This is a genomic window from Sulfitobacter dubius, assembly GCF_027214245.1.
GTDB lineage: Bacteria > Pseudomonadota > Alphaproteobacteria > Rhodobacterales > Rhodobacteraceae > Sulfitobacter > Sulfitobacter dubius_A.
Genome location: NZ_JAPWHM010000010.1, coordinates 35,966 through 61,084 on the forward strand (window position 1 = coordinate 35,966; position 25,119 = coordinate 61,084).

A 25,119-nucleotide genomic window follows, 5' to 3' on the forward strand; every position below is an offset into this window, starting at 1 on the left:
GTCTGACACCGAAGTCAGACCCAGACCCTCAGTCCGACAGCCGCGAGCGTTCTTCGGCGTTGGGGCCTCCTGCGGGGGCTTCGTCCAATGTGGCCTCGGGGCGGTGCAGATCTTTTTGAGGTTTCTTAGGCGGTGTCTTGTCTTCGTCTTTTGGGTGTTTGGGATCATCGCTCATGGATATGCTCCTCACTGACTGGGGGAGAGGCGGGGCGTCGCCTCTTCTCTCCAATACCGAACGCGCGGAATGTGGCGGCGGTTCCGGGTGCGATTCCGGGCTTGGCGTGGCCGGGTGGACGACGCAATTTCCTGACAACTGTATTCATCAGGCCAATCTTAACCACTGCAACGGCAATCTGCTCTCGGGAAAAATGGGAATGAGGCAGTCATGCACGGGCTTATCAACCGCAGCATTCAGAACTACTTTTGTGCCAACTACGGGCAGAGACTTTGGGCCGAGGTGGCCTCTCGGGCCGGGTTGGACTTTACCGAATTCGAGGCGATGCTGACCTATTCGGATCATGTCACCCCGGCTGTCCTTGAGGCGGTCTGCGATGTGCTGGACCGACCCCGGGCCGAGGTGATGGAAGACGTCGGCACCTTTCTTGTGGCGCAACCGGGCTATGAGGCCGTGCGGCGGTTACTGCGCTTTGGCGGGGTGAGTTTCAGTGACTTTTTGCAATCGCTCGACGATTTGCCGGACCGGACGCGCCTTGCCCTGTCGGAACTGCATCTGCCTTGGGTCGAACTGCGCGAAGACCCCGATGGCCAGTATTCCCTGATCTGCGAAGCCCCTCTCGTCGGCTATGGCTACCTTATGATGGGGGTCTTGCGGGCCATGGCCGATGACTATGGCGCGCTGGTGCTGTTAGAACACTGCGGGCGCTCGGATGGCGTTGAGGTGCTAAAGATCATTCTGGTCGAGGCCGAATTCTCAGAAGGGCGCCGGTTTGAGCTTGGGGCGCGGGCATGAGCGGAGGGTGCCATGATCCGGCGGTTCTGGACAAACTATGTCCGATGCATCTGCTGTTGTCCCCCAATGGCGAGATCCGCCATGCCGGGCCGACGATCCAAAAGCTGCGCCCGCAGTCCCCATTGGCGGGGCGGCATTTTCTGGAAACCGTCACCGTCAAGCGGCCCCGCGGGATTGACGGGATGAAAGACCTGCGCCGAGCCACGGGGGTCAAGCTCCACCTCGCCTTTCGCGATTCCCCCCGGACCGAGCTGAAGGGGCTGCTGGTGCCCTTGGGGGATCGGCGGCTGATCGTGAACCTCTCTTTCGGGATTTCGATTTTCGACGGGGTCCAGGACTATGCATTGACCAATGCCGATTTCGCCGCCACCGATCTGGCGATCGAGATGCTCTATTTGATGGAGGCGAAATCAGCCGCGCTGGAGGCCTCCCGCCGCCTGAACCTGCGCCTGCAGGAGGCGCGGATCACGGCAGAGGAACAGGCCTTTACCGATACGCTGACGGGGCTGAAAAACCGCCGCGCGCTGAACGCGGTGCTGGAGCGGTTGATCACTGCAGGAGAGGGGTTCGCGGTGATGCATGTCGATCTCGATTACTTCAAGGCGGTGAATGACAGTCTGGGCCATGCCGCGGGCGATCATGTGCTGCAGGTCGTCGCCCGGATCATGCAACAAGAAACCCGAAGCTCTGACATGGTGGTAAGGTTGGGCGGGGATGAGTTCACCGTGGTTCTGCCCGATGTGCGGGGCGAGGGCATATTGCGGCGGATTGGCCAGCGGATCATCGACCGGTTGGAAGAGCCGATCTGCTACAAGGGGGAGGTTTGCAAGGTTTCCGCCAGCATTGGCACGGTCTGGATCCAGCGCGGCGACCGGCAACCGCGTGAGGTGGTTCTGGCCAATGCAGATGCCGCGCTCTATGCCTCGAAACATGCTGGCCGTGGGCGCCACACGTTCTTTGACCCCGCCCTGCGAGTGGTGGCCGGGCCTGCTGCCGCGCCCGGTCAAAACGGTGGCAGCTAATCGCTCGGGGCACAGTCACGCGGATCAGAAAGACATGGCGGCAGTAGACCGCGCAGATTGCCTGTCGTATCACAACGGCATGAAATCGCCCCTGCATCTGCTTCGCCGCCTGCGCCAACGCCTGCACGACGCCCGCCGCCGGGCGCGCTTTGCAGCTTCCTTGCAGCATCTGCACGGGCCAAACAAACTGGACGTGGCCCCGGGTGAGGTGGTGCTGATCGCCTTGGTGCGCGACGGCAGCTATTACCTCAACGCCTTCTTTCGCCATTACCGCGCGATGGGCGTGCAGCATTTCGTTTTCATCGACAACGGCTCGCGCGATGACACCATCGCCCGGATCAAAGCGCAGAAAGGCACGGTGATCGACCGCTGCACCCTGCCGCTGGCCGAATACGAAGACCTGATCCGCCAGTATCCCGCGCAGACCTATGGCAGAAATCGCTGGTGTCTCTACGTTGATATGGATGAAATCTTTGATTTCGAAGGGCGCAGCCAAATTGGCATCAAGGGGCTGACCGCCTATCTCGAACAGCAGGGCTATACCGCCTTGGTGGCGCAGATGCTTGAGATGTTCCCCAAAACTAGCCTCGCTGCTGCGGCGGGGGTGCCCTATAAACAAGCGCTGCAATCCTTCCTTTATTATGACATCAGCGCGGTGCGCAAAACCGACTACCACAGCCCGGAGATTCCGTTCTCCGCGCTGCTTGCCGATAATGATCTCTCCGATGATGCGGTGAAGTTCGCCTTTGGCGGCGTGCGCGGCAAGGTCTTCGGAGAGAACTGTTGCCTGACGAAACATCCGCTGATTTTCAACGGGCCAGAGGTCACACCGGCGCCGCATCCGCATCTGTCCTGCGGGCTGCGCGTGGCGGATATGACGGCAGTGATCAAACACTACAAGTTCGCCAATGACGCCGCCGCGCGGGATGCCGAGACGCTGGGCGCGGGAAATCTGGCGCATGGAGAAGACGCGCGCCGCATGGCGGTGATCGGGCAGAACCCCGATGTTTCGCTCTTTTCGCTGGACGCGCGGCGCTGGAACCGGGTCGAACTTCTGTATCGCGCGGGCTTTCTGGTGCCCTCCGACTGCTACAGCGCCCATGTCGCCGCTTGGCGTGATGAGCATGCCGCATGAGCATCGGCGCCGTTGTTATCGGACGCAACGAAGGCGCCCGGCTGGAGCGGTCCTTGCAGGCTTTAGCGGGGCAGGTGGCACAGATCGTCTATGTCGACAGCGGCTCGACCGACGGGTCCGTCGCTGCGGCGCGGGGGCTGGGCGCGGAAGTGGTCGAGTTGGACATGAAGCACCCGTTCACCGCCGCGCGGGCCCGCAATGCGGGCGTGGCGGCGCTGGCCGAGGGGGTCACGCTGGTGCAATTCCTTGATGGCGATTGCATCCTGCGTGACGGCTGGCTGGCGGCGGCAGAGGCCCATATGAACGCGCATCCTCAACTCGCCGTGGTCTGCGGCAGACGGCGCGAGGAACATCCCGAAACCTCGATTTACAACAGTCTGATCGACGCTGAATGGGACACGCCGCCGGGCGAGGCGCGCGCCTGTGGTGGCGATGCGCTGATGCGGCTTGAGGCGCTGCGCGCCGTGGGTGGCTACCGAGCAGAGATGATCGCCGGAGAAGAGCCGGAACTGTGCCAGCGGCTGCGCCGGGCGGGTTGGCAGATATGGCGCCTCGACGCCGAGATGACATGGCATGACGCGCAGATCACCCGGTTCAGCCAGTGGTGGCGGCGCAGCCTGCGTGCAGGTCACGCCTTTGCCGAAGGGGCCGCGCTACATGGCGCTGGTCCCGATCGCCATTGGGTGGCCGAAACGCGCCGCGCCTTGCTTTGGGGCGCGCTTTTGCCTGCGGTGATTTTGCTGCTGGCGCTGTTGCTGCCATGGGCCGCAGTCGGGCTGATGCTGCTCTACCCACTGCAACTCTTGCGGTTGATCTGGCGCGGCGGGGCGGCTTGGGGCTTTTTCACTCTGCTGGGCAAGTTCCCCGAAGCCTTGGGCGTGCTGAAGTACCACATGCGCCGCGATGGGCGGATCATCGAATACCGCTGACGCCTAGCGCGCCCGCCAAGCCTCAAGCGTCAGGCGCGGCAGGATCGCGAAACAGCGCGCATAGCGCGGCACCATCCGCGCCGGGTTTTGCAGGGCACGCCAAAACCACTCCAAGGCCAGCATCCGCATCCATTTCGGCGCACGGCGCTGCCGCCCAGCGAGGAAATCCAGCCCCGCGCCGACGGAGGCGAACCCCACCCCCGGCGCGATCTCACGCCCGCACGCGGCGAGCATCTCTTGTTTGGGCGCACCAAGCGCCAGAAAACACAGACGCGCCCCGCTTTTGGCGATGTCGCGCAGGGCGGTATCCGCCTCGGCGCTTTCGGGGTCGAAGCCCATCGGCGGGGCGGCGATGTGGCAAATCTCCAGCCCCGACACACGGGCCCGCAGGGCTGCTGCGGCCCCGTGAAGGGCTTCCTCATCACTGCCGAAGAACGCGATGGGCAACGATTGCTCGGCGGCCAATTCGCAAAGCGGGATGATCAGATCAGAGCCGGGCATCAAGGCAACCGGCTGTTTGGCCAGTTGCGACAGCCAGACAACGGGGCGGCCATCAGCCACGATCAGATCCTGCGCATGATAGGCAGCGGCAAAACCCGGATCGCCGGGCAGTTTGGTCAGATGGTCGAGGTTGAGCGTAGCAAGCGCGAATCCTTGGCCCTTAGCAAAGCGCGCGCGCAGGGCCTGAAACAATGCGGCGCTAGTTGCCACATTAACCACCACCGCGGCATCGCCCTTGCCATACTTCATACCGCGCGCCCCACCTTTGGGCTGCCACAGACAGACGCAAGGGGGGAGGGTGCACGCTTTATGTAATTGATTTCACATGCCATCTATCAACCACGCCCATGCCAGATTGAACCTGCCGCAAAACTAGCGGGATGACAGGGCAGGGGCCAGATGGTATTTTCGCCCCGCCCCATCCTGCCGCGCATTCGTCCGGCTTTTGCGAAGGACATCATGCCAAATCCCGTTGCCTATCTGATGCTGCTGATCTGGCCCTTCGTCTGTTTGGGACTGTTTCGCAACCTGCCGCTGCAGCGGGCGCTGATCTGGTCGATCTTGGGGGGTTATCTTTTCCTGCCGCCGCTGGCCGAATTCAACCTGCCGCTGGTGCCGGGCCTCGACAAAGTGTCGATCCCGAACCTGAGCGTTTTGCTGATCATCTGGCTGGGCACGCAGGAGAAACTGCAGCTTTGGCCCGCCTCTCGTTTGGCGGGGTTCTTGGTGGTGGGGCTGGTCTTTTCGGCCATGCCCACGGTGCTGACCAATGGCGACCCGATCCTTTTTCAGGCAATCCGAGGGTTCGAGCCGATCCTCTTTCCGGTGGACGCCCTGCCGGGGCTGTCGATCCGTGACATTGGGTCGGTCCTGATCGGCCAGATGCTGATGCTGGTGCCTTTCTTGCTGGCGCGACAGTTCCTTGCGGACGAGGAGGGCCTGCGCGAGCTGTTGCTGGCCTTCATGATTGGTGGGCTGATCTATTCCGTGCCCGCACTCTTCGAAATTCGCTTCTCTCCGCAGCTTAACACATGGATTTACGGGTTCTTTCAGCACTCCTTTGAGCAGATGATGCGCAATGGTGGCTTCCGGCCCATCGTGTTTCTGCCGCACGCGCTGTGGCTGGCGATTTTCATGTGTATCGCATTGTTGTCGGCGGTGGCGCTGGCGCGGCAAACCCCGGTGATCGACCGATGGAAGGTGCTAATGCTGGCGGCCTATTTGGGTGTGGTTCTGCTGCTGTGCAAAAGCCTTGCCTCGCAGGCCTACGCGCTGCTGCTGGTGCCGATGGTGCTGCTGACCCCGGCGCGCTGGCAGATCCGTCTGGCGGTGGTCTTTGCCGTCGTGGCGGTGATTTATCCAATGCTCCGCAACGCCGGGCTGGTGCCGCTCGATGCCATTCTTGCGCAGGCCGAGGCGATCAGCGCGGACCGTGCGCAATCGCTTGGCTACCGGTTCATGAACGAAGAACGGCTGCTGGCGCGGGCTGCTGAAAAGCCGTGGTTCGGCTGGGGCGGATGGGGGCGCAACCTGATCCGGGATGCGACCAGCGGCAATATCCTATCGGTCCCAGACGGCCGCTGGATCATTGTTTTCGGCACTTTCGGCTGGGTTGGCTATATTTGTGAGATGGGTCTTTTGGCGCTGCCGATCTTTCTTATGGGGCTACACCTATACCGACAGGGGGATACGGGCCTATCCCCTTGGATCGCGCCGCTGCTCTTGATCCTTGGCATTACCATGATGGACATGTTGCTTAACGCCACGCTGACGCCGCTTACTTGGCTTACGGCCGGGGCGATCCTCGGTCATGCTGAGGGGCTGGCGGCAGCGCGCAGGGGGCAGACCGTACTTGATGCCAGCGCAAATCCCGCGTTGCAGGCAAAGCGGACGATTTTCTGAACTGGCATCTGCTCACCGTTCCGTGAAGCGATTTTGTCCAGAATAGACCCAAGGGCACGTTCTTGGCTCATTTTTGACAGATTTGCCTGTTGTATGCTGCACCCGAAGCTTAAATTGAACCTTGAAGGCTCATCACTGTAGTCGAACGGGCGATGGGACATGTGTCGCAATGAATAGCACAGACAAAACTCTTGCACGCGATGATATCGCGATTGTCGGCATGTCGGTGAACGTGCCGGGGGCCGAAGGTGTCGACGCCTATTGGGCGAACCTCCGCGATGGCGTGAGCGCCCTCAAGCGGCGCGACGCGGCCGAGCTGCGCGCCGCCGTAGAGAGCGCCGAACGTATGGCCCGGCCAAACTACGTGCCCGTCACCGCCGAGATGCCCGGTTACGACATGTTCGACGCCGAGTTCTTCGGCTTTTCCCCAAAAGACGCCGCCATCCTCGACCCGCAGCACCGCAAATTTCTTGAGGTCGCTTGGGAGGCGATGGAGCAGGCGGGGCATATGCCCGAAAGCCTCTCTGGCCCCGTCGGCGTCTATGCGGGCTGTGGCATGGGCAGCTATTTCTATTTCAACATCTGCTCGAACCCCGATCTGGTCGATGATGTCGGCATGTTCCTGCTTCGGCATACCGGCAATGACAAAGATTTCCTCTCGACCCGGGTCAGCCATGTGCTTGACCTCAAAGGCCCGTCGATCAACCTGCAGACTGCCTGTTCGACCTCGCTGGTGGCGATCCACTATGCCGCGCAGGCGCTGCGGGCGGGTGAAATCGACATGGCGCTGGCGGGTGGGGTGACGATCGAACTACCGCAGGGCAGGGGCTATGAGTTCAAAGAGAACGAAATCCTCTCCCCCGATGGTGAATGCCACGCATTCGACCACCGTGCGCAGGGCACCGTCTTTGGCTCTGGCGCAGGGGCGGTGGCGCTGCGGCGGTTGGAAGATGCCATTGCGGATGGCGATCCTATTTGGGCGGTCATCAAAGGCTCGGCGGTCAACAACGACGGCGCGGCCAAGGCGGGCTATCTGGCCCCTTCCGTTGATGGGCAGACGGCGGCCATTGCCCGCGCGCTCGACAATGCAGGCGTGGCGGCGCAGAGCATCGGCATGGTCGAATGCCACGGCACCGGCACCTATCTGGGCGATCCGATTGAGGTCGCCGCCCTGACCCAAGCCTACCGGGCCGAGACGCAGGCCGAAGATTTCTGCCGCATCGGGTCGGTCAAGACCAACATCGGCCATCTTGACACTGCGGCGGGCGTGGCGGGGCTGGCCAAGGCGGCCCTGGCGTTGCACCACCAGCAAATCCCCCCCTCGCTGGGCTATGAAGCGCCGAACCCGGCGATCCCCTTCGAAGGCTCGCCCTTCCGCGTGAACGACCAGCTCTATGACTGGCCCGACCAAGCCACGCCCCGGCGTGCCGCGGTCAATGCGCTTGGCGTTGGCGGGACCAATGCGCATATGATCTTGGAAGAGGCGCCCGCCCGCGCGGCGTCGGAAGAAAGCGATTTCCCTTTCCATGTGCTCTGCCTCTCGGGCCGGAACAAAGCGGCGTTGGACGCCAACAGCGCCGCCCTCGCGGCGCATCTGCGCGCGCATCCCGAACAGCCCTTGGCCGATGTGTCCTTCACCCTGAAAGAGGGCCGCCGGGGTTTCGACAAACGTCGCGTCTTGGTCGCCGAAACCCATGAAGAGGCCGCGACCCTTTTGGAAGGCGGCGACAGCCGCCGTGTCTTTACCCATGACCACCTCGGCCCCGAGGCTGAGGTCGTTTTCATGTTCCCCGGCGGCGGCGCGCAATATGCCGATATGGCACGCGACCTTTATGAAACCGAGCCGGTCTTCGCCGAATGGATTGACCGGGGGCTCGACCATCTCGCGCCGCAGTTGGATTACGACATCCGCGCGATCTGGCTGCCGGAACCCAAAGACCGCGCGGCGGCAGAAGCCAAGCTAAAGCGGCCTTCGGTGCAATTGCCGCTGATCATGATCGTCGAATACGCATTGGCGCAGCTTTGGCTCTCTTGGGGGGTGAAACCCGCGGCGATGGTGGGGCATTCCATGGGCGAAAATGTCGCCGCCTGTCTTGCCGGGGTGATGCGCTTTGAGGACTGCATCGACCTTGTCCTGCTGCGCGGACGGCTCTTTGATGAGGTGCCCGCAGGCGGGATGATCAGCATCTCCGCCCCGCTGGATCAGATCACGCCGCTTCTGGGAGAAGGGCTTGATATCGCAAGCGTCAACGGCCCGGAACTGATCGCGGTCTCCGGCCCGGACGACGCGCTAAAGGCGCTGCAAGCACGGTTGGATGCAGCCGGTCTCGACCACCAGCGCATCGCCATCGACATCGCCGCCCACTCGCGGATGCTGGACCCGATCCTTGACCGATACCGCGCTTTCCTTGCCACGCTTGACCTGCGCGCGCCGCAAATGCCTTTCCTGTCGAACCGTACAGGCGAAATGATCACGGCGCAGATGGCGACAGACCGCGACTATTGGGTCGAACAGCTGCGCAACACGGTGAATTTCGCCGATTGTATCAGCACGTTGAGCGCCGACGCGCGGCGGGTCTTCCTTGAGGTCGGACCGGGCAAGGCGCTTTCCGCCTTGGCGCAGATGAACGCGGATGTGGCGCCGGGGCAGGTGATGTCTTCGCTGCGCCACCCCGAGCAGGAGATCGCGGATGATGCCTATTTCCTCAGCGTGATCGGGCGGCTTTGGGCCTCGGGGGTCGAAGCTGACTGGGCGCAGATTTGGGGCGAGGCACGGCGCAACCGCGTGGTGCTGCCGACCTATCAATTCCAACGTGCACGTTATTTCATCGAACCGGGAGAGGCCGCGACCCGCCCGGCAGAGCAGCCGCTGCAACGGCTGGATGACATCAGCGATTGGGGTGCGCTGCCGCATTGGCAACCGCGCTACGTCGAAGGGGATATGGCGCTCTCCGGCCCGGTGAACTGGCTTGTCTTCGCTGATACGGCGGGGCTGGGGGCCGAGGCCGCCGCGCAGTTGCGGGCCAAAGGGCATCGCGTGGTGCAGGTCACGGCGGGGGATGCCTTTGCCCGCGTCAACACGGATCATTTCACGCTGGCCCCCGAACAGGGACGGTCGGGCTATGACCAGCTGATCGCGGCGCTTCAGGCCGAAGGGCAAATGCCCGACCGGATCGCGCATTTCTGGCTGACCGATGATCAGGTCGCCCCGCGCCCCGGTTCCAGCAGATTTGACCGCAATATCGAACAGGGGTTCTGGAGCCTGACGTGGCTTGCGCAGTCCTTGGCCGAGGCCGAGATTGACGCGCCGCTGCACCTTAACGTCTTCACCACCGGTGGGGCGCAGATCGAGGAAGAGGGGTTGGACTATCCCGAAAAGGCGCTGATCTCTGGCCCCGTGGGCGTCATGGCACGAGAGGTGCCGGGGCTGACGGCGAGCCAGATCGACCTGCCCGTCGCAGCACCCGCGGCACCGGCAAGATGGTTCGCGAAGCCAGCTGACCCCGCGCCGGTGATTGATCCCGGTGACCTGATCGAAGAGCTTTTGGCCAACCCGGCCAACCTTCAGGTCGCCCATCGTGCTGGCCGCCGCTATGAACTGGGCTACCGCGCAGTCAGCCTGCCGCCAAGCGATTTGCCGGGGTGGAAGCCGGAGGGACATTACCTCATCACCGGCGGTTTCGGGGGCATCGGCCTGACCCTTGCCGCTGACATTCTTGAGACGCCGGGCACCCGTGTCATCCTGCTGAGCCGCGCCGCGCTTCCGATGCGCCACGAATGGGACAGCTACCTTGCCAGTCACGGCCCCGCCGATGCCACGGCCCGCCGCCTGCGTGCCGTTCTGCGACTTGAGGCGCAGGCGGCGCAGTCGGGCGGGGCGGTCGAAGTGGCCCGCGCGGATGTCACCAACCTTGCGCAGATGCGCCGGGTGATCGACGATCTGACCGCCCGCCACGGGGGGCTGACGGGGGTGATCCATGCCGCCGGGGTGCTGGACGATGCGCCGCTCTTGGCTAAATCCGACGCGGGCATCGACGCGGTGCTGGCCCCCAAGGTGCAGGGGCTGCGGGTTTTGGACCAACTGCTGCCCGATGGCGCGCTGGACCTGATGGTGCTCTTTTCCTCGACCTCTACCGCCAGTCGCGCGGCGGGGCAGGTGGACTATGTGGCGGCGAACGCCTGGCTCAATGCCTTTGCGCAATCGCGGCGCGGCGCGAAGACCCGCGTGGTCGCGGTGAACTGGGGCGTTTGGGCCGATGTGGGCATGGCCGCTGACACGCTTGCGGGGGGCGGTGCGGTGGCGCTGCCCGCCCGCGCGATCAATGCGGCGCTGCTTGAAACCGCAGGGTCAGGCGACAGCGGCGTACCGGAATTCACCACCGAGATCGCCACCTCACATTGGCTGCTCGACCAGCACCGCACCTTGGATGGCCGCGCCATCATGCCGGGGACAGGCTATATTGAGCTTTTGGCCGAAGCCGCGCAGGCTCAAGGGCTGCAGGGGTTCACGCTGCAAGACCTTTATTTCTTGCGTCCCCTGCCGCTGGCCGATGGGGCGCGGCGCAAGATCAAGATCACCCTGACCCCCGAGGGCGCAGGTTTCGCCGCCGAGCTGCGCAGCGCCTGTGTGGTCAATGGCAGGCCCGCGTGGCAGTTGCATGTTCAAGCGCGATTGACCCCCACGGGGCGCACAGCCACCCCTCTCGATCTTGCTGCCCTCGCGGCCCGTTGCAAGGACGTGGCCGAAGCCGCGCCCGCGGGCCGTCTGCCCGCCGTTCAAGAGGCGCACCTGAAATTCGGCCCGCGCTGGCATGTGCTGCAACGCACCGCTCTGGGACAGGGAGAGGGGCTCGCTGCGCTACGGCTGCCCGAGGCCGCGCAGGGTGATCTGGCCGATGGCTATGTGCTGCACCCGGGGTTGATGGACATCGCCACCGGTTGGGCCATGGCGCTGATCCCCGGCTATGCCGCGCGCCACCTCTGGGTGCCGCTGTCTTATGGTGAGATCACGTTTCACGCGCCGCTGCCTGCCGAAGTCCGCTCGCACGTCCGGCTCGCCGAAGGATCGGCGGCGGAGGGCTTGGCCCGGTTCAATGTGACGATCACCGATGCGCAGGGAGCGGTCCTTGTCGATGTCCGCGATTTCGCGATGAAACGGCTCGAAGGGGCCTTTGCCGAGGTGCCGCCGCCCGACGCCCGCGAAGTGGTCTTTGAGGATGCCCAAAGCGCCGACAGTCTCAGCCCCGCCGAAGAGCGTTTGGCCCGTCTGGTGCGCCAAGGTATCCGCGCGCAGGAAGGGCCAGAGGCCCTGCGCCGTGCGCTGGCGCTGGATGCGCCACAGGTCATGGTGTCCTCACTGCCCTTGCAGACGTTGATCGCCCAAGCCGACGCGCCGCTGACCGATGCCTCCGCCCAAGGCCAAAGCTTTGAGCGGCCCGATCTTGACGGTTCTTTCGTCGCCCCACGCAACGGGATCGAAGAAAAACTGGCCGAGATTTGGTCGAACCTCTTGGGCGTTAGCCCGGTGGGGGTTGAGGATAGTTTCTTTGACCTCGGCGGGCATTCCCTGATCGCTGTCCGACTGTTTGCGGCGGTCAAGCGCGAGTTCAAGGTGGAATTCCCGATCTCCGTTCTGTTCGAGGCTCCTACGATCGCCAAATGCGCAGCGCTCATCGCGGCGGAGCGCGGAGATTTGGCGCAGACGGAGGTGGCTGATACGGCAGCGGCGGCCTCGCAACAGCGCTTTGACCATCTCGTACCGCTCAATCAATCGCCGCAGGATGCAACGCCGCTTTTCGTGGTGGCGGGGATGTTCGGCAATGTGTTGAACCTGCGCCACCTTGCCTTGCCCTTTAGCGGCGAACGCGCGGTCTATGGTGTGCAGGCCCGTGGGTTGATCGGTGACGCCGCCCCCCACGAAGAGGTGCAGGCCGCCGCGGCAGACTACATCGCCGAGATCCGTGCGCTGCAGCCCCATGGGCCCTATCTGTTGGCCGGATACTCCGGCGGCGGGATCACAGCCTATGAGATGGCGCAGCAGTTGCAGGCGGCAGGGCAAGAGGTGGCCGTTCTAGCGATGCTCGACACGCCGCTGCCCGTCCGCCCGACGCTCAGCAAGATCGACAAGGCGCATATCAAATTGGCAGAGCTGCGGCGGAAGGGTCCGGCCTATCTGCTTGAATGGGCGCGCAACCGCTGGGCGTGGGAGCGCGCGCGCCGCCGGGGGCCTCAGGAGGCGGTCGGCGATGGTGAGGGGGGTGCTTCCTTTAACAGTCTGCGCATTCAGGCGGCATTCCTGCGCGCGATGGAGCGCTATGAAACGCCCCAGTGGGACGGGCCGATGACCCTGTTCCGGCCACCGCTGGATCGGCATTGGGCTGTATCTGCCGGGCAATATGTCACCGCGGAAAAAGAATATGTCTATGAGGACAACCAGTGGCGGCAATATGCGCCGCGCTTGCAGGTGATCGAAGTGCCGGGCGACCATGTGAGCATGGTTCTGGCGCCTAATGTGACCGTGCTCGCGCAGGAACTGGCCGAAGTGATCGCGGCGGCCCTGCCCGAAGGCGCAGGCCACGACCGCACCCAAGCCACGGCGGCGGAATGATGCAACAACCGCCCCGTCTTTTGGTCATTATTCTCAACTACCGCACCGCAGAGATGACCCTGCGCGCGGCTGAGGCCGCTTTGGCCGATATGCCCCAGACCCATGCCGAACTGGTGATCGTTGACAACGATAGCGGCGACGGTTCTGCCGCGCTCTTGGCACAGGAGATTGCCGCGCGGGGCTGGGGTGCGGGCAATCGGGTGCGGCTGATCACATCGCCCCGCAACGGTGGCTTCGGGGCGGGCAACAACCTTGCTATGCGGGCGGGGATGTCCGACGGGGCAGCGCCGGATTTCGTGCATGTGGTGAACTCGGATGCCTTCCTTGATCGGGGCTGTATCGGGACGCTGTTGGACCACCTGCAGAACCACCCCCGCGCCGGGTTGGCCGGAAGTCATGTGCGCGGCGAGGATGATCTGCCCCATGCCACAGCCTTTCGTTTCCCCTCTGCCGCGGGTGAGTTGGAAGCTGCCGCGCGGTTGGGCCCCCTGACGCGGCTGCTGTCGTCTGCCGTGGTGGCCCCCCCCCTGCCGGAAGAGGCCGCAGAGGTCGATTGGGTGGCAGGTGCCAGTGTCATGATGCGGTGGGATATGCTGGCCGAGATCGGTCTCTTCGACGAAGCGTATTTCCTTTATTATGAGGAAACTGACCTTTGCCTGCGTGCCGCGCGGGCTGGGTGGGACTGCTGGTATGTGCCTCAGGCGCGCTGCGTTCACGTTGGCTCAGTCTCGACCGGGATGAAGGAATGGCGGCGGATGCCGCGCTATTGGTTCGACAGTCGCCACCGCTATTTCGCCAAGAACCATGATCGCGCCTATGCCGCTTTGGCCACCTGTGCACGGCTTGCCGGGGGCGGATTGCACCGCCTGCGCTGCCTGCTGACCGGACGCCAGCCAGAAGACGCCCCCGGTTTTTACCGTGACCTCGCGGCCCATGCGCTCACCGCGAGGCGCGCGGCCCCCGCCGTCCAAGACCCAAGCCGTAGCCCCGCCACGGAGGACCGTTGATGACTGCCAGTTTCAAGACAGAACCGTTTTCCGCGCTCTTGATGGGCGACGAATCTCTAACCATTGCCTGCGGCGACATGCTGCTGGCGGGCGGCCATCGGATCGCCGCCGTAATCACCCGAGATGACGCGGTGCACGCATGGGCCGAAGGGCAGGGGCTGGTCCTCTGCCGCGATGCGGAAGATCTGCTGCCCATGGGTCTGGCCACCGACTGGCTTTTGAGCATCGCCAACCTGCGGTTGATCCCTCAGACGGTTTTGGCCCTGCCCACACGTGGCGCGGTCAATTTCCACGATGGGCCCCTGCCGCGCTATGCTGGGCTGAACACACCTGCTTGGGCAATCATCAACGGCGAGGTGCGGCATGGGGTCAGTTGGCATCTGATCGAAGCGGGCGTTGATACCGGCGACCTGTTGGCGCAGCGTGAGATAGAGATCGCGCCCGATGAAACGGCCTTTAGTCTCAACTCCAAATGCTACGCCGCCGGGATGGAAAGCTTTGGCGCAGTGCTGGCCCAGTTGGAAAGCGGCAAGCTGCAAGGCACCGCCCAAGACCTCAGCCAGCGCAGCTATTTCGCGAAGGACAAACGGCCAGAGAACGGCGGGCTGATCGACTTTACCAAGACCGCAAGAGAGATCAGCGCGCTGGTCCGTGGCTTGGATTTCGGGGCCTATTGGAACCCCTTGACCACGGCAAAACTCGTAAGCGCGGCAGGCGCGGTGCTGGCCGTTTCCCGCGCGGAGGTGCTGGCGGGCCAAGGCGGCACCCCCGGCGAGGTTGTCGATGTCGACAGCGCGCGGGTGGTCGTGGCGGCGCGCGATGCCCATATCGCCCTCTATGATCTGCGCGATATGGCGGGTGAAAGTATTGCTCCGGCCCAGTTCTTCGCCCCCGCTGATAAAGTGCCCCACACGGCGGGCAGGGCTCCGGCCTCGGCTGAGGAGGCATATTGGCGGCGCGCTTTGACCGGGTTTGACGCGCTGCCGGTCCCCTTGGCCACCGCAGCTGAAACGGCAGCGACATGGGCAGAGCGAGAGATCGCGCTGCCGCAGGGGAGTGACCTGTCGCAGCAGGCCGCAGCCGCAGCCCTCGTCGCGCTGCGCAGCGCCGGGGCAACAGAAGGCGGCATCGCCCTCAGCCGCGAAGGGGAACCCGCGCCGCTGATCGGCGATTGGCTGCCGATTACCATCACGGCAGAGGCGGGCTTGCCCGTGGCGGAACTGCTGGCACAGGTGGAACCACAACTTGCCCGCGCTAAAGGCGCGGCAGGTTTCGCGCGTGATCTGCCGCTGCGCGACCCGGCGATTGGAACGCTTGGCACCCCGGATTTTGCGATCTCCTTTGACAGTGAACCGCTCGCGGGCGCGGCGTTGACCCTCAGCCTCGGGGCGGGGCGCGCGCGGCTCTTTGCCGACAGCACGCGACTGACCGATGCCGCGATCGACTTCCTCGCCGCGCGGTTAGAGGCGGCTTTCGCCAGGGTTTCCGAGGCTACGGATTGCGGCACCGTCTGGGCGGTTCCAGAGACCGAGACGCAGCTCCTGGCCTGCGTCAACGCGACGACGCGCGAATATGATCCCCTCACTATCCATGCCGCTTTTGAGGCGCAGGTGGCGCGCACACCCAAGGCCCCCGCGCTGGTGTTCGAGGGAGAGACGCTTAGCTATGCCTCGCTGAACGCCCGCGCCAATCAATTGGCGCATGTGCTGGGTGACATCGGGGCCGGGCCGGGGATGCCGGTGGCGCTTTGCGTTGCACGGGGGGTGGACCTGCTGGTGGGCACGCTTGGCATCCTGAAAGCTGGCGCCGCCTATGTCCCGCTTGATCCGGCCTATCCGGCGGACCGTCTGGCACATTACCTTTCAGACAGTGGCGCTGCGGTCGTGGTCACGCAATCGGCCCTTTCCGCCAGCCTGCCCGCGCAAGACGCGCAGGTGTTGGAACTGGACCGCGACCCGCGCCTTGCCACGGCTTCGAACGTGAACCCTGCCGCCAGCGTCGGGCCGGATGACCTTGCCTATCTGATCTATACCTCCGGCTCGACCGGGACCCCCAAGGGCGTGATGGTCAGCCACGGCAATGTGGCGAATTTCTTTGCCGGGATGGACGACCGGATCGATCATGAGGCGGGCGCTGTCTGGCTCGCTGTCACCAGCCTCAGTTTCGATATCTCGGTGCTGGAACTGTTCTGGACCCTCGCGCGGGGGTTCAAACTGGTGCTGGCCGGCGAGGATAGCCGGGCGCTGATGTCGAACGGGCCGATTGCCACCACCGACCGCAAGATCGACTTTAACCTGTTCTACTGGGGCAATGACGACGGTGTCGGCCCTAAGAAATACGAGCTGCTGTTGGAAGGCGCGCGGTTCGCCGATGCCAATGGCTTCAACGCGGTCTGGACGCCAGAGCGGCATTTCCATGCCTTCGGCGGCCCCTATCCGAACCCCTCTGTCACAGGTGCTGCCGTGGCTGCGGTGACGCAGAACCTTGACGTGCGGGCCGGGTCTTGCGTGGCCCCGCTGCATCACCCCGCGCGGATCGCCGAGGAATGGGCGGTGATCGACAACCTGACAAACGGGCGCGTGGGACTGGCCATCGCCAGCGGATGGCAGCCCGATGACTTCGTGCTGCGCCCGGAGAACACGCCGCCGCAAAACAAGCCCGCGATGTATGACGCCATCGACCAGTTGCGCAAACTCTGGGCCGGGGAGCCGGTGGAATTCCCCCGTGCCGATGGCACGCCCCACGCGGTGGTAACGCAGCCGCGCCCCGTCTCGAACAGGCTGCCGATCTGGGTCACCACGGCGGGCAATCCACAAACGTGGAAAGAAGCGGGAGAGATCGGGGCCAATGTGCTGACCCACCTGCTCGGCCAATCGGTGGAAGAGGTGGCGGAGAAGATCAAAATCTACCACGACGCTCTGCGCGGTGCAGGCCATGACCCGGCGGATCACAGGGTCACCGTCATGCTGCACAGCTATCTCGCCGAGACCCGCGCCGAGGCCGAGGAAATCGCCCGCGCGCCAATGAAGGACTACCTGCGCTCAGCGGCGGGGCTGATCAAACAATACGCTTGGGCCTTTCCGGCCTTCAAGAAACCAGCCGGCACGACGAACCCGTTTGAGATCGACCTCGAAGGGCTCTCAGCCGAGGAAATGGATGCGATCCTAGAGTTCGCCTTTCAGCGCTATTTCAACGACAGTGGCATGTTTGGCACTGTGGCAGATGGGCTGGCGCGGGCCGAGCAACTCAAGCGGATCGGTGTGGATGAGATCGCCTGCCTGATCGACTATGGCATTCCCACCGACAAGGTGATGGCGGGGCTGAAGCCGCTGGCCGATGTGCTGCGCCGCGCCAATGCTGGCGGGCAACCGGCAGAGGATGATCACTCCATCGCCGCGCAGATCGTGCGCCACGGCGTAACCCATCTGCAATGCACGCCCTCGATGGCGCAGATGATGGTGATGAACGATGAGGCACGTGGCGCATTGGCACGGGTAAAGGCGCTGATGGTCGGGGGGGAGGCGTTGCCGGGCACGTTGTCACGCGATTTGCGTGCGGCGACGCAGGCGCAGATCCAGAACATGTACGGCCCGACAGAGACCACGATCTGGTCGACCACCCATGTGCTGCAAGACACCCACAGCACCACGGCCCCCATCGGCACACCGATTGCCAATACGCAGATCCATGTCCTTGACGCCGCGCGGCAGGTGCTGCCGATCGGTGCGGCGGGTGAACTTTGGATCGGGGGCGCTGGCGTGACACAGGGCTATTGGCAACGGGCCGAGATGACCGCCGCGCGTTTCATCGACGATCCCTTCGCGGGCCACGGTCGTCTCTATGGCACGGGCGATCTGGTGCGCATGGACGCCGAAGGCGTGCTGCATTTCGAAGGCCGCGCCGATGCGCAGGTCAAGATACGCGGCCACCGGATTGAGCTTGGGGAGGTCGAAGCGCGGCTGGCCGATCTGCCGGGGGTGCGTCAGGCCGTGGCCTTGCTGCGCGATGATGCGGGGCCGGGTGGCGCGCAACTGGTCGGCTATGTGGTCGCCGATGCGACGGTCGACAGCGACGCAGCGCGGCGGCAACTGGCCGCCCATCTGCCCGATATCATGGTGCCGCAGGCCATCGTAACGTTGCCCGCCATGCCCTTGACGCCCAACAAGAAAATTGACCGCAAGGCTTTGCCCGCCCCGGTCAAACGCAGTGTTGCACCTGCCGACGCGCGGCAGACGGCCACGCAAGACGGCAGTAGCCAAGCCGCCATCGCGCAGGTCTGGGGCGGGCTTTTGGGCATCGGGGACATTCGCGGCGGCGATAACTTCTTTGCTCTTGGGGGGCATTCGCTGCTGGCCGTGCAGGCGCATCGCGATATCAAGGCGGCCTTGGGCGCCAGCGCGCTGTCGATCACCGATATCTTCCGTTTCCCGACCCTTGCGGGATTGGCGGCGCATATTGATGGATTGGGCGGCCAGAAAGCCGAGCCGCCCAAGGCGCCCCCAGCCGCCGAAACGCCTGCCCGGTCCGAAACCATGTCGAAACGTCGCCTCATGCGTGCCGAGCGCGCCCGCGGGCGGGGTTGAGGTGACGACAGAGGCCGAGATCAAGACCGCAGTCTGCAGTCTGTTCGATCTGCCGGTCGCCGTTGCTGTAACCCAAATCGAAAGGTCCCATCCGCCATTGCTGGGGGACGAAGCCGCCGTCATCGCACGTGCACGGCCCAAGCGGGTCGCCGAATTCACCGCTGGACGCCACGCCGCACGCGAGGCGATGCAGGCCCTTGGCCACCCGCCTGCGCCGGTGCCGGCCAGCCCGGACCGCGCGCCGATTTGGCCGCAGGGCCTGACCGGCTCGATCAGCCATTCCGACGTATGGTGCATCGCCGTGCTGGCGCGGTGCTCTGATGTGATGGCACTGGGCGTCGACATCGAAAAAGACAGCCCGCTGCCCGAAGACCTGCTTGCTGAAATCTGTCTTCCGTCCGAAATCACCCGGCTCGGGGGCGCTGATCTCGCCGTCGCCAAACGTATCTTCTGCGCCAAGGAGGCAGCCTATAAGGCGCAATATCCGCTCACCAAAACGCTCTTTGGCTTTGATCGGCTTGAGGTTAGCCTATCTGCCGAAAACCCCGGTTTTGAAGCGCAATTTACCCAAGACACTGAACGCTTTAAGCGCGGCGAGAAGCTGCCGGGGCGGGTCGTTTCAGTGGCGGGCCACCTTGTCAGCGGGGTGGCGATTGGGCAGATTGATCGCAAAGGAGCTTGATCTCATGGTCGCACTCTCTCGCCGTGCCTTTCTGGGGGGCGCCGCTCTTGCCAGCCTCGGCGGCGGGTCTTGGGTCTTTCGCCGGGCGCAGGTGCAGGACCGTGCGGAACAACTCTATGCCACGCCGCTGACCCCGCCGACGGGGCCGATGCAGGTCTACCATCTGGGGCATTCGCTGGTGGGCCAAGACATGCCCGCAATGCTGGCGCAGATGGCGGGGGCGGAGCACAGCTATCACAGTCAAACCGGCTGGGGCAGTTCGCTGCGCGACCATTGGGAGCCGAATGTGCCGGTCAACGGGTTTGAGCACTCTAATGACCATGTGCAGTACCGGCCCGCCCGGGCGGCGATCGGCTCGGGCGATTATGACGCCGTGGTATTGACCGAGATGGTCGAGATTGCCGACGCCATCCGCTACCACGACAGCCCCGACTACCTTGCCCGCTGGGCCGATCTGGCGCAGGCGACCCGGCCCGACACCCGCGTCTATCTTTATGAGACATGGCATCACACCGACGATAGCAAGGGGTGGCTGAACCGGATCGACCGTGACCTTGATCAATACTGGCGGCAGCAGGTGATCTACCCCGCTCTGCAAAAATCGGACCGGCCCATTCATCTGATCCCCGCCGGGCAGGCCATGGCGGCCTTTGCCCGCGCGGTCGATGCGGCCGGAGGGGTGGGCGGCATTATCGGCCTGCAAGACCTCTTTTCGCGCGATGAGCAAGGCCGCCGCGATACGATTCACTTCAACGATCAGGGGGCCTATCTTGTGGCGCTGACCCATTACGCAACGCTCTATCACCGCGACCCGGCGGGGCTGCCACATCAGTTGACCCGTGCGGATGGCACCTCGGCTGACACACCAAGTGCAGAGGCCGCAGCGCTGATGCAGCGCGTGGCCTGGGACGTGGTCCGCGCCCATCCCGACAGCGGGGTCGCGGCATGAGCGGTCTGGGCGGGCTGTTCTCGGTCTTAATGGTGGGCCACAGCCTATTTGGCGCGGACGGGCCGGATATGTTGCAAGAGGCGCTGCGCGCCGGGGTGGGGCAGGGCGAGGTGCGCGCGCAGATCATCAATGGCGCGCCCCTGCGTTATAATTGGGACGAATCCGACCGGGCCGAGGGCGTGGATGCCCGCACGGTCTTACCCGAAGGGCAGACCACCCATTTGATCCTGACCGAGGCGATCCCGCTGGCCAATCACACCCGTTGGTCGGATACCGAAGTTTATGCGCAGGCGTTCTTTGGCCTTGCTGCGGCGGCCAATCCGACGGTGAAGGTCTATCTGCAAGAGACATGGCATTCGCTGAAAAGCGGCAGCGGGGAGGCGGTGGCCTATGACGACCACGCCCATATCCCTTGGCGGGAGCGGTTGCAGAATGATCTGCCCGCATGGGAGGGGATCGCGGCGGCGGTGAGCGATGGGCGCAGCTCTGACACTGCGACGATTGAGGTGATCCCCGCCGGGCAAGCGATGGCGCGGCTTTACGATGAAATTGCCGCCGAACGTGTGCCGGGGCTGAATGAGATCGACGCGCTTTTTGCCGATGACGTCCACCTGAACGATCTGGGCCACTACTTTGTCGCCATGGTGCAATATGCCACGCTGGCGGGCAAAGACCCGTTGGGCCTGCCGACGGATTTTAATGGCCGTTGGGGCAAGGCGTTCGACACCCCCACCCCCGACCTCGCGCGGGAGCTTCAGCGTGTGGCCTGGGATGCGGTGCGAGAGTATCAGGGCAGCGCCGTGGTGCCGGTGCCGCCTGCCACGCGCCCTGCCGCCGCAAACAATGCACAGACCGCCCCGATTTCGCCCACCGGCCCGCCCACGGTGCCTGAGCCTACGTTTGCCCGTGATGAGCCTACGCCTAACCGTGATGAACCTGTGTCCGCGCCTGATGAGCCGGCGCCGGCCCCAGATGAGCCCGAAGCGCCTGTCACGCCGATTGCGAATGCCCCGTTCAAGATCACACCGCCGCAGGACGCCGTCGCAGGCACCCGTGACATGGGCATCGGCCTTGCCGCCATCGCCGATTGGAGCGTGCAGGCTCCTTTCCTCGACCTGATGAAAACCGCCCGCCCGTGGCTTGGGCATCTGGCCGGGCGCTTTGGCGGGATGGAATATGCGCAACTGGTTGAGGGTGGCTACCTCGATGCCGAAGGCTGGCCGGTGAAGATGCCCCGCGCCTTGGGCAGCATCGGCACGCTGATCCTGACCGACATGCCGCCGCAGGCGACCACGCTTAAGGGCCGCTATCTGCTTCGCTTTGAGGGGCAGGGCGTGATCGAGGTGACAGGCCGGGCCGAGAATGTGCGCTATGGCAAGAACGAAGTGCGGTTCGATTATGCGCCGGGGCCGGGCAGCGTCGACATTCGCATTCAGCGCATGCACCGCAGCGATCCGCCGCGCAATATCACCGTCGTGCGCGAAGACCGCGCCGCCGATTTCGACGCTGGCGCGCGGTTCAACCCCGATTGGACGCAGCATCTGACGGGGATGAAGGTGCTGCGCTTCATGGATTGGATGGGCACCAACGACAGCCCCATCGCCGCATGGGAGGACCGCCCGCGCCCCGAGGATGTGACCTATGCCCTGCGCGGGGTCCCGGTCGAAGTCATGGTCGCCTTGGCCAATGAGCTGGGGATCGACCCGTGGTTCAACATGCCGCATCTGGCGGATGATGGCTATGTGACCGCGTTCGCGACCTATGTCGAAGAGGCGTTGAACGAGGACCGCAAAGCCTATGTGGAATTCTCCAACGAGGTTTGGAATTGGCAATTCGCCCAGACCCAATGGGCGGATGAGATGGCGCAGGCCCGCTGGAATGAGGCCGAGAAGGGGATGCAGTTCTATGGCCTGCGCGCTGCCGAAGTGGCGCGCATCTGGACGGATATCTTCGGCGGTGAGGCTGAAGCGCGACTGCGCAATGTGATCGCGAGCCAAACCGGCTGGCTGGGGCTTGAGCGTGAGGCTTTGGAAGCCCCGCTTTACCAAGCTGAAAAAGCAGGAAACCGCGCGCCCGCCACCGCCTTTGATGCCTATGCGATCACCGGCTATTTTGGTGGGGTGCTGGGGCTGGAAGACAACGCCGAATTGGTCAAGGACTGGCTGTCGGAAAGCCTGGAATTGGCCCGCGCCGAGGGGGAAGCGGAAGGGTTGAGCGGCAGTGCTCTGGACGATTATATCAAGACCCATCGCTTTGACGCGGCCACCGCCCGTGCGGCGAAAGACCTGCGCAACGGTGGCATCAGCGGACTTGAGAACGACACGCTTGCCGACCTTATTGGCCGTGTCTGGCCCTATCATGCCGCCGTGGCGCGGGCGCATGACCTCGATCTGGTGATGTACGAAGGCGGCAGCCATGTGGTTGGCCTTGGGGCACAGGTGAATGACGAAAGCCTGACCGCCTTCTTTCACCATCTCAATTACGCACCTCAAATGGGCGCGCTCTATACCGATCTAATGGCAGGGTGGCTGGCTGTCGGCGGGCAATTGTTCACCCATTATTCGGATGTCTATGCCCCGACGAAATGGGGGTCTTGGGGCGCGCTGCGCTATCTGGCGGATGAAAACCCACGTTGGGACGCTTTGAACGCATGGAGATAGCAACAGGCGCGTTCCAAGGGGTGAGCGTATTGATCCCCGCCCATAATGAGGCCGACTGGCTGCCCGCCTGCCTCGACGCGCTCTGCGCCGCTGACCCGGTGGCGGGGCCGGTGGAGGTAATCGTCGTGGCCAATGGCTGCACGGACGACACCGCAGAAGTGGCCCGCAAAAAGGCCCCCGCGTTTGAGGCGCGAGGCTGGGCGTTCCGGGTGCTGGAACTGGCTCAAGGCAGCAAACTCGGTGCGTTGAATGCGGGCGAGGCTGCGGCGCGGGGTGCGGTCTTGGTCTATCTCGACGCCGATGTGCTGATCTCGCCGCCCTTGCTAGCGCAACTGGCCGAGGCACTGGTCGAGGACGCGCCGCGCTATGCCAGCGGGATGCCGCAGGTCACGACCTCAGGCGATTGGGTGTCGCGCCATTACACGCGGTTTTGGCAGACCACCGGCTTCATGACCCATGGCGTGCCGGGCTTTGGTGTCTTTGCCATGAACCGTGCCGGGCGGGCGCGTTGGGGGGAATGGCCGGACATCATCTCGGACGACACTTTCGCGCGGCTGAATTTCCGCCCCGAGGAACGCATCGCGGTGCCTGCCCCCTACGCTTGGCCCATGATCGAAGGCTTTGCGCCGCTGGTGCGGGTGCGGCGGCGGCAAGACATTGGCGTGGCCGAGGTCGAGCAGCTTTTCCCCGACCTGATGCGCAATGATGACGCGCATGACCAGATGCGGCCCTTTTGGCGGCGCGCGCTAGCAGATCCTTTAGGGGCGCTGGTCTTTGTCGCCGTGCGGCTGACGATCCACGCACCGGTCTTTCGCAGCGCAAACCGCTGGGTGCGGGGGCGTTAGCGGGCGGCGTCTTGCATAAAGTCCGCGAGCTTTGCCGCCTCGCGGGACACATCATGGCGCGCGAAGACCCGCGCGCGGGCGTTCGTTCCCATCTCTTCCAGCGTCGAGAGCGGCGCGTCGTGCAGGGCGGTCATCGCTTCGGCCAAGGCCTTCACATCGCCTGCGGGCACCAGCCAGCCGGTCTGGCCGGGCTGCACCAGTTCCGGCGTGCCTGCGATATAGGTGGCGATCACCGGGCGGGCGGCGGCCATAGCCTCCATCACCACCATGGGCAGACCTTCGGCGAAACTGGGCATGACGAGCGCATGGGCAGCGCTGAGTTCGGCGGTGACGCGGGCCTCGTCGACCCAGCCGGTCAGGGTGATGCGATTTTGCAGGGTGTGGCGGGCGATTTCCGTTTCAATCGCGCGTCGCAAAGGGCCGTCGCCAATCAGCGTCAGATGCAGTTCGGGGTGGCTGTCGCGCAGCCGAGCCATGGCGTCGATGAGGGCAAGCTGGCCTTTCTGCTCCACAAAACGCCCGATGGAGACGAGGCGCCGCGGGCCATCTGGTAGGGCGGCGGGGGCAGGGAACTTAGCGGGCTCGATGCCGCAATGCACAACTTTGATGCGCGGCCAATCGGCTGGGTCGGCCCAGCGGCACAGTTGACTGCGCCCGAACTGGCTGATCGCCACGGCAAATGCCGAATGATGGATTTTTGCGCCGAGTGACAGCGCGCGGGGGCTGTCGAATTCCTCAGGGCCATGGGTGGTGAAACTATAGCGCGGCCCGCCAAGCAGGTGGCAAAGCATCGCGACCATTGTGGCGTTGGTGCCGAAATGGGCGTGCAGGTGCTCTGTGCCGCTGCCGTCAAGCTGCGCCTGCAGATAGCACGCCTCGGCCAGATAGATCAGATGGCGGGCCATCCCCGTCTCGGCCCGGCGTGCGGCGTGCCAGACTTCGCGCAGCGCTTTGCCGAACCGGCGGGGCGAACGCAGGACACTGCGCAGGCTGGCATGGGCAAGGGCTGCCCCGCCAGCGGCCAGAACATAGTGGCTGCGCGCCTCTTCGGCCTTGTCCTGCGCATCGACCAGCGGCACATCGGGGCCGCGCATGGCAAAGCGCAGCACCTCATGGCCTGCTGCCTCCAACGCTGCGATCTCGCGGCGGATGAAGGAATGCGAGGGCTGCGGGTAGGTGTTGAGGATATAGGCGATTTTCACGGGGGGCGCGGCCTTGGCTTGGGGCTGATAAACCTTGTTACCCGCCCGCTTGCCACTGGCACAAGGGCGGGCAAGGCTTTAGTCTCTCGCAAAGAATTGGCAAAGGCGCAGCAACGGGTGTTTTC

At 64.3% G+C, this 25,119-nt stretch carries 15 protein-coding genes; 12 read left to right on the forward strand and 3 right to left on the reverse strand.

What is annotated here, in order from left to right; genetic code table 11:
- Positions 1-28: 28 nt before the first annotated feature.
- Positions 29-175: a hypothetical protein gene (locus tag O4H31_RS17930; protein ID WP_269347961.1), complete on the reverse strand. Its 147-nt coding sequence runs from the start codon at positions 173-175 to the stop codon at positions 29-31.
- Positions 176-385: 210 nt separating this feature from the next.
- Between O4H31_RS17930 and O4H31_RS17935 the strand changes: the two genes are divergently transcribed.
- From O4H31_RS17935 to O4H31_RS17950, 4 genes are read left to right on the forward strand one after another with little or no spacing between them, the layout of a single operon-like run.
- Positions 386-970 carry a heme NO-binding domain-containing protein gene (locus tag O4H31_RS17935; RefSeq protein WP_269347962.1) on the forward strand — a complete coding sequence of 195 codons (585 nt, stop codon included), beginning with the start codon at positions 386-388 and terminating at the stop codon, positions 968-970.
- Positions 967-1,992 carry a GGDEF domain-containing protein gene (locus O4H31_RS17940; RefSeq protein WP_269347963.1) on the forward strand — a complete coding sequence of 342 codons (1,026 nt, stop codon included), beginning with the start codon at positions 967-969 and terminating at the stop codon, positions 1,990-1,992. The genes O4H31_RS17935 and O4H31_RS17940 overlap by 4 nt, the downstream gene beginning before the upstream one ends.
- Positions 1,993-2,026: 34 nt before the next feature.
- The gene (locus O4H31_RS17945; RefSeq protein ID WP_269347964.1) at positions 2,027-3,127 is read left to right on the forward strand and encodes a glycosyltransferase family 2 protein; all 1,101 of its coding nucleotides are present in this window, start codon (positions 2,027-2,029) and stop codon (positions 3,125-3,127) included.
- Positions 3,124-4,056 (forward strand): glycosyltransferase family 2 protein, encoded by a 933-nt coding sequence (locus O4H31_RS17950; RefSeq protein ID WP_269347965.1) that lies wholly within the window; start codon positions 3,124-3,126, stop codon positions 4,054-4,056. Before O4H31_RS17945 ends, O4H31_RS17950 begins: the two co-directional genes overlap by 4 nt.
- Before the next feature lie 3 nt (positions 4,057-4,059).
- On the opposite strand, the gene O4H31_RS17955 is transcribed toward O4H31_RS17950, so the two are convergent.
- Positions 4,060-4,806, reverse strand: coding sequence for a WecB/TagA/CpsF family glycosyltransferase (locus O4H31_RS17955; RefSeq protein ID WP_269347966.1), 747 nt, complete (start codon positions 4,804-4,806; stop codon positions 4,060-4,062).
- A gap of 150 nt (positions 4,807-4,956) precedes the next feature.
- On the opposite strand from O4H31_RS17955, the gene O4H31_RS17960 reads away from it, so the two are divergent.
- The 8 genes from O4H31_RS17960 to O4H31_RS17995 all read left to right on the forward strand — a co-directional run bounded on the left by O4H31_RS17960 (position 4,957) and on the right by O4H31_RS17995 (position 23,792).
- Positions 4,957-6,459 carry a hypothetical protein gene (locus tag O4H31_RS17960; RefSeq protein WP_269347967.1) on the forward strand — a complete coding sequence of 501 codons (1,503 nt, stop codon included), beginning with the start codon at positions 4,957-4,959 and terminating at the stop codon, positions 6,457-6,459.
- A gap of 169 nt (positions 6,460-6,628) precedes the next feature.
- Entirely contained in the window at positions 6,629-13,066 is a 6,438-nt protein-coding gene (locus O4H31_RS17965; protein ID WP_269347968.1) for a type I polyketide synthase, read from the forward strand.
- On the forward strand, positions 13,063-14,073 hold the full coding sequence (locus tag O4H31_RS17970; RefSeq protein ID WP_331283705.1) for a glycosyltransferase family 2 protein: 1,011 nt from the start codon (positions 13,063-13,065) through the stop codon (positions 14,071-14,073). The genes O4H31_RS17965 and O4H31_RS17970 overlap by 4 nt, the downstream gene beginning before the upstream one ends.
- Entirely contained in the window at positions 14,073-18,656 is a 4,584-nt protein-coding gene (locus tag O4H31_RS17975; RefSeq protein WP_269347969.1) for a MupA/Atu3671 family FMN-dependent luciferase-like monooxygenase, read from the forward strand. The genes O4H31_RS17970 and O4H31_RS17975 overlap by 1 nt, the downstream gene beginning before the upstream one ends.
- Before the next feature lies 1 nt (position 18,657).
- Positions 18,658-19,338 carry a 4'-phosphopantetheinyl transferase family protein gene (locus O4H31_RS17980; RefSeq protein WP_269347970.1) on the forward strand — a complete coding sequence of 227 codons (681 nt, stop codon included), beginning with the start codon at positions 18,658-18,660 and terminating at the stop codon, positions 19,336-19,338.
- A gap of 4 nt (positions 19,339-19,342) precedes the next feature.
- On the forward strand, positions 19,343-20,287 hold the full coding sequence (locus O4H31_RS17985; RefSeq protein WP_269347971.1) for a hypothetical protein: 945 nt from the start codon (positions 19,343-19,345) through the stop codon (positions 20,285-20,287).
- Positions 20,284-22,947, forward strand: coding sequence for a hypothetical protein (locus O4H31_RS17990; RefSeq protein ID WP_269347972.1), 2,664 nt, complete (start codon positions 20,284-20,286; stop codon positions 22,945-22,947). The genes O4H31_RS17985 and O4H31_RS17990 overlap by 4 nt, the downstream gene beginning before the upstream one ends.
- Complete coding sequence (locus O4H31_RS17995; protein ID WP_269347973.1) at positions 22,938-23,792, forward strand: glycosyltransferase family 2 protein; 855 nt, start codon at positions 22,938-22,940, stop codon at positions 23,790-23,792. Before O4H31_RS17990 ends, O4H31_RS17995 begins: the two co-directional genes overlap by 10 nt.
- On the opposite strand, the gene O4H31_RS18000 is transcribed toward O4H31_RS17995, so the two are convergent.
- Positions 23,789-24,994 (reverse strand): glycosyltransferase family 4 protein, encoded by a 1,206-nt coding sequence (locus tag O4H31_RS18000; RefSeq protein ID WP_269347974.1) that lies wholly within the window; start codon positions 24,992-24,994, stop codon positions 23,789-23,791. The two genes, O4H31_RS17995 and O4H31_RS18000, sit on opposite strands and share 4 nt — an antisense overlap.
- Positions 24,995-25,119 lie beyond the last annotated feature (125 nt).

Excerpts from the sequence above, each read along its gene's own strand:
- O4H31_RS17950 (WP_269347965.1), top strand. The coding sequence starts at position 3,124 with ATGAGCATCGGCGCCGTTGTTATCGGACGCAACGAAGGCGCCCGGCTG.
- O4H31_RS17955 (WP_269347966.1), bottom strand. The coding sequence starts at position 4,806 with ATGAAGTATGGCAAGGGCGATGCCGCGGTGGTGGTTAATGTGGCAACT.
- O4H31_RS17940 (WP_269347963.1), top strand. The coding sequence starts at position 967 with ATGAGCGGAGGGTGCCATGATCCGGCGGTTCTGGACAAACTATGTCCG.
- O4H31_RS17995 (WP_269347973.1), top strand. The coding sequence starts at position 22,938 with ATGGAGATAGCAACAGGCGCGTTCCAAGGGGTGAGCGTATTGATCCCC.
- O4H31_RS17935 (WP_269347962.1), top strand. The coding sequence starts at position 386 with ATGCACGGGCTTATCAACCGCAGCATTCAGAACTACTTTTGTGCCAAC.
- O4H31_RS17930 (WP_269347961.1), bottom strand. The coding sequence starts at position 175 with ATGAGCGATGATCCCAAACACCCAAAAGACGAAGACAAGACACCGCCT.
- O4H31_RS17975 (WP_269347969.1), top strand. The coding sequence starts at position 14,073 with ATGACTGCCAGTTTCAAGACAGAACCGTTTTCCGCGCTCTTGATGGGC.
- O4H31_RS17965 (WP_269347968.1), top strand. The coding sequence starts at position 6,629 with ATGAATAGCACAGACAAAACTCTTGCACGCGATGATATCGCGATTGTC.
- O4H31_RS17960 (WP_269347967.1), top strand. The coding sequence starts at position 4,957 with ATGGTATTTTCGCCCCGCCCCATCCTGCCGCGCATTCGTCCGGCTTTT.
- O4H31_RS17970 (WP_331283705.1), top strand. The coding sequence starts at position 13,063 with ATGATGCAACAACCGCCCCGTCTTTTGGTCATTATTCTCAACTACCGC.
- O4H31_RS17990 (WP_269347972.1), top strand. The coding sequence starts at position 20,284 with ATGAGCGGTCTGGGCGGGCTGTTCTCGGTCTTAATGGTGGGCCACAGC.
- O4H31_RS17945 (WP_269347964.1), top strand. The coding sequence starts at position 2,027 with ATGGCGGCAGTAGACCGCGCAGATTGCCTGTCGTATCACAACGGCATG.
- O4H31_RS17985 (WP_269347971.1), top strand. The coding sequence starts at position 19,343 with ATGGTCGCACTCTCTCGCCGTGCCTTTCTGGGGGGCGCCGCTCTTGCC.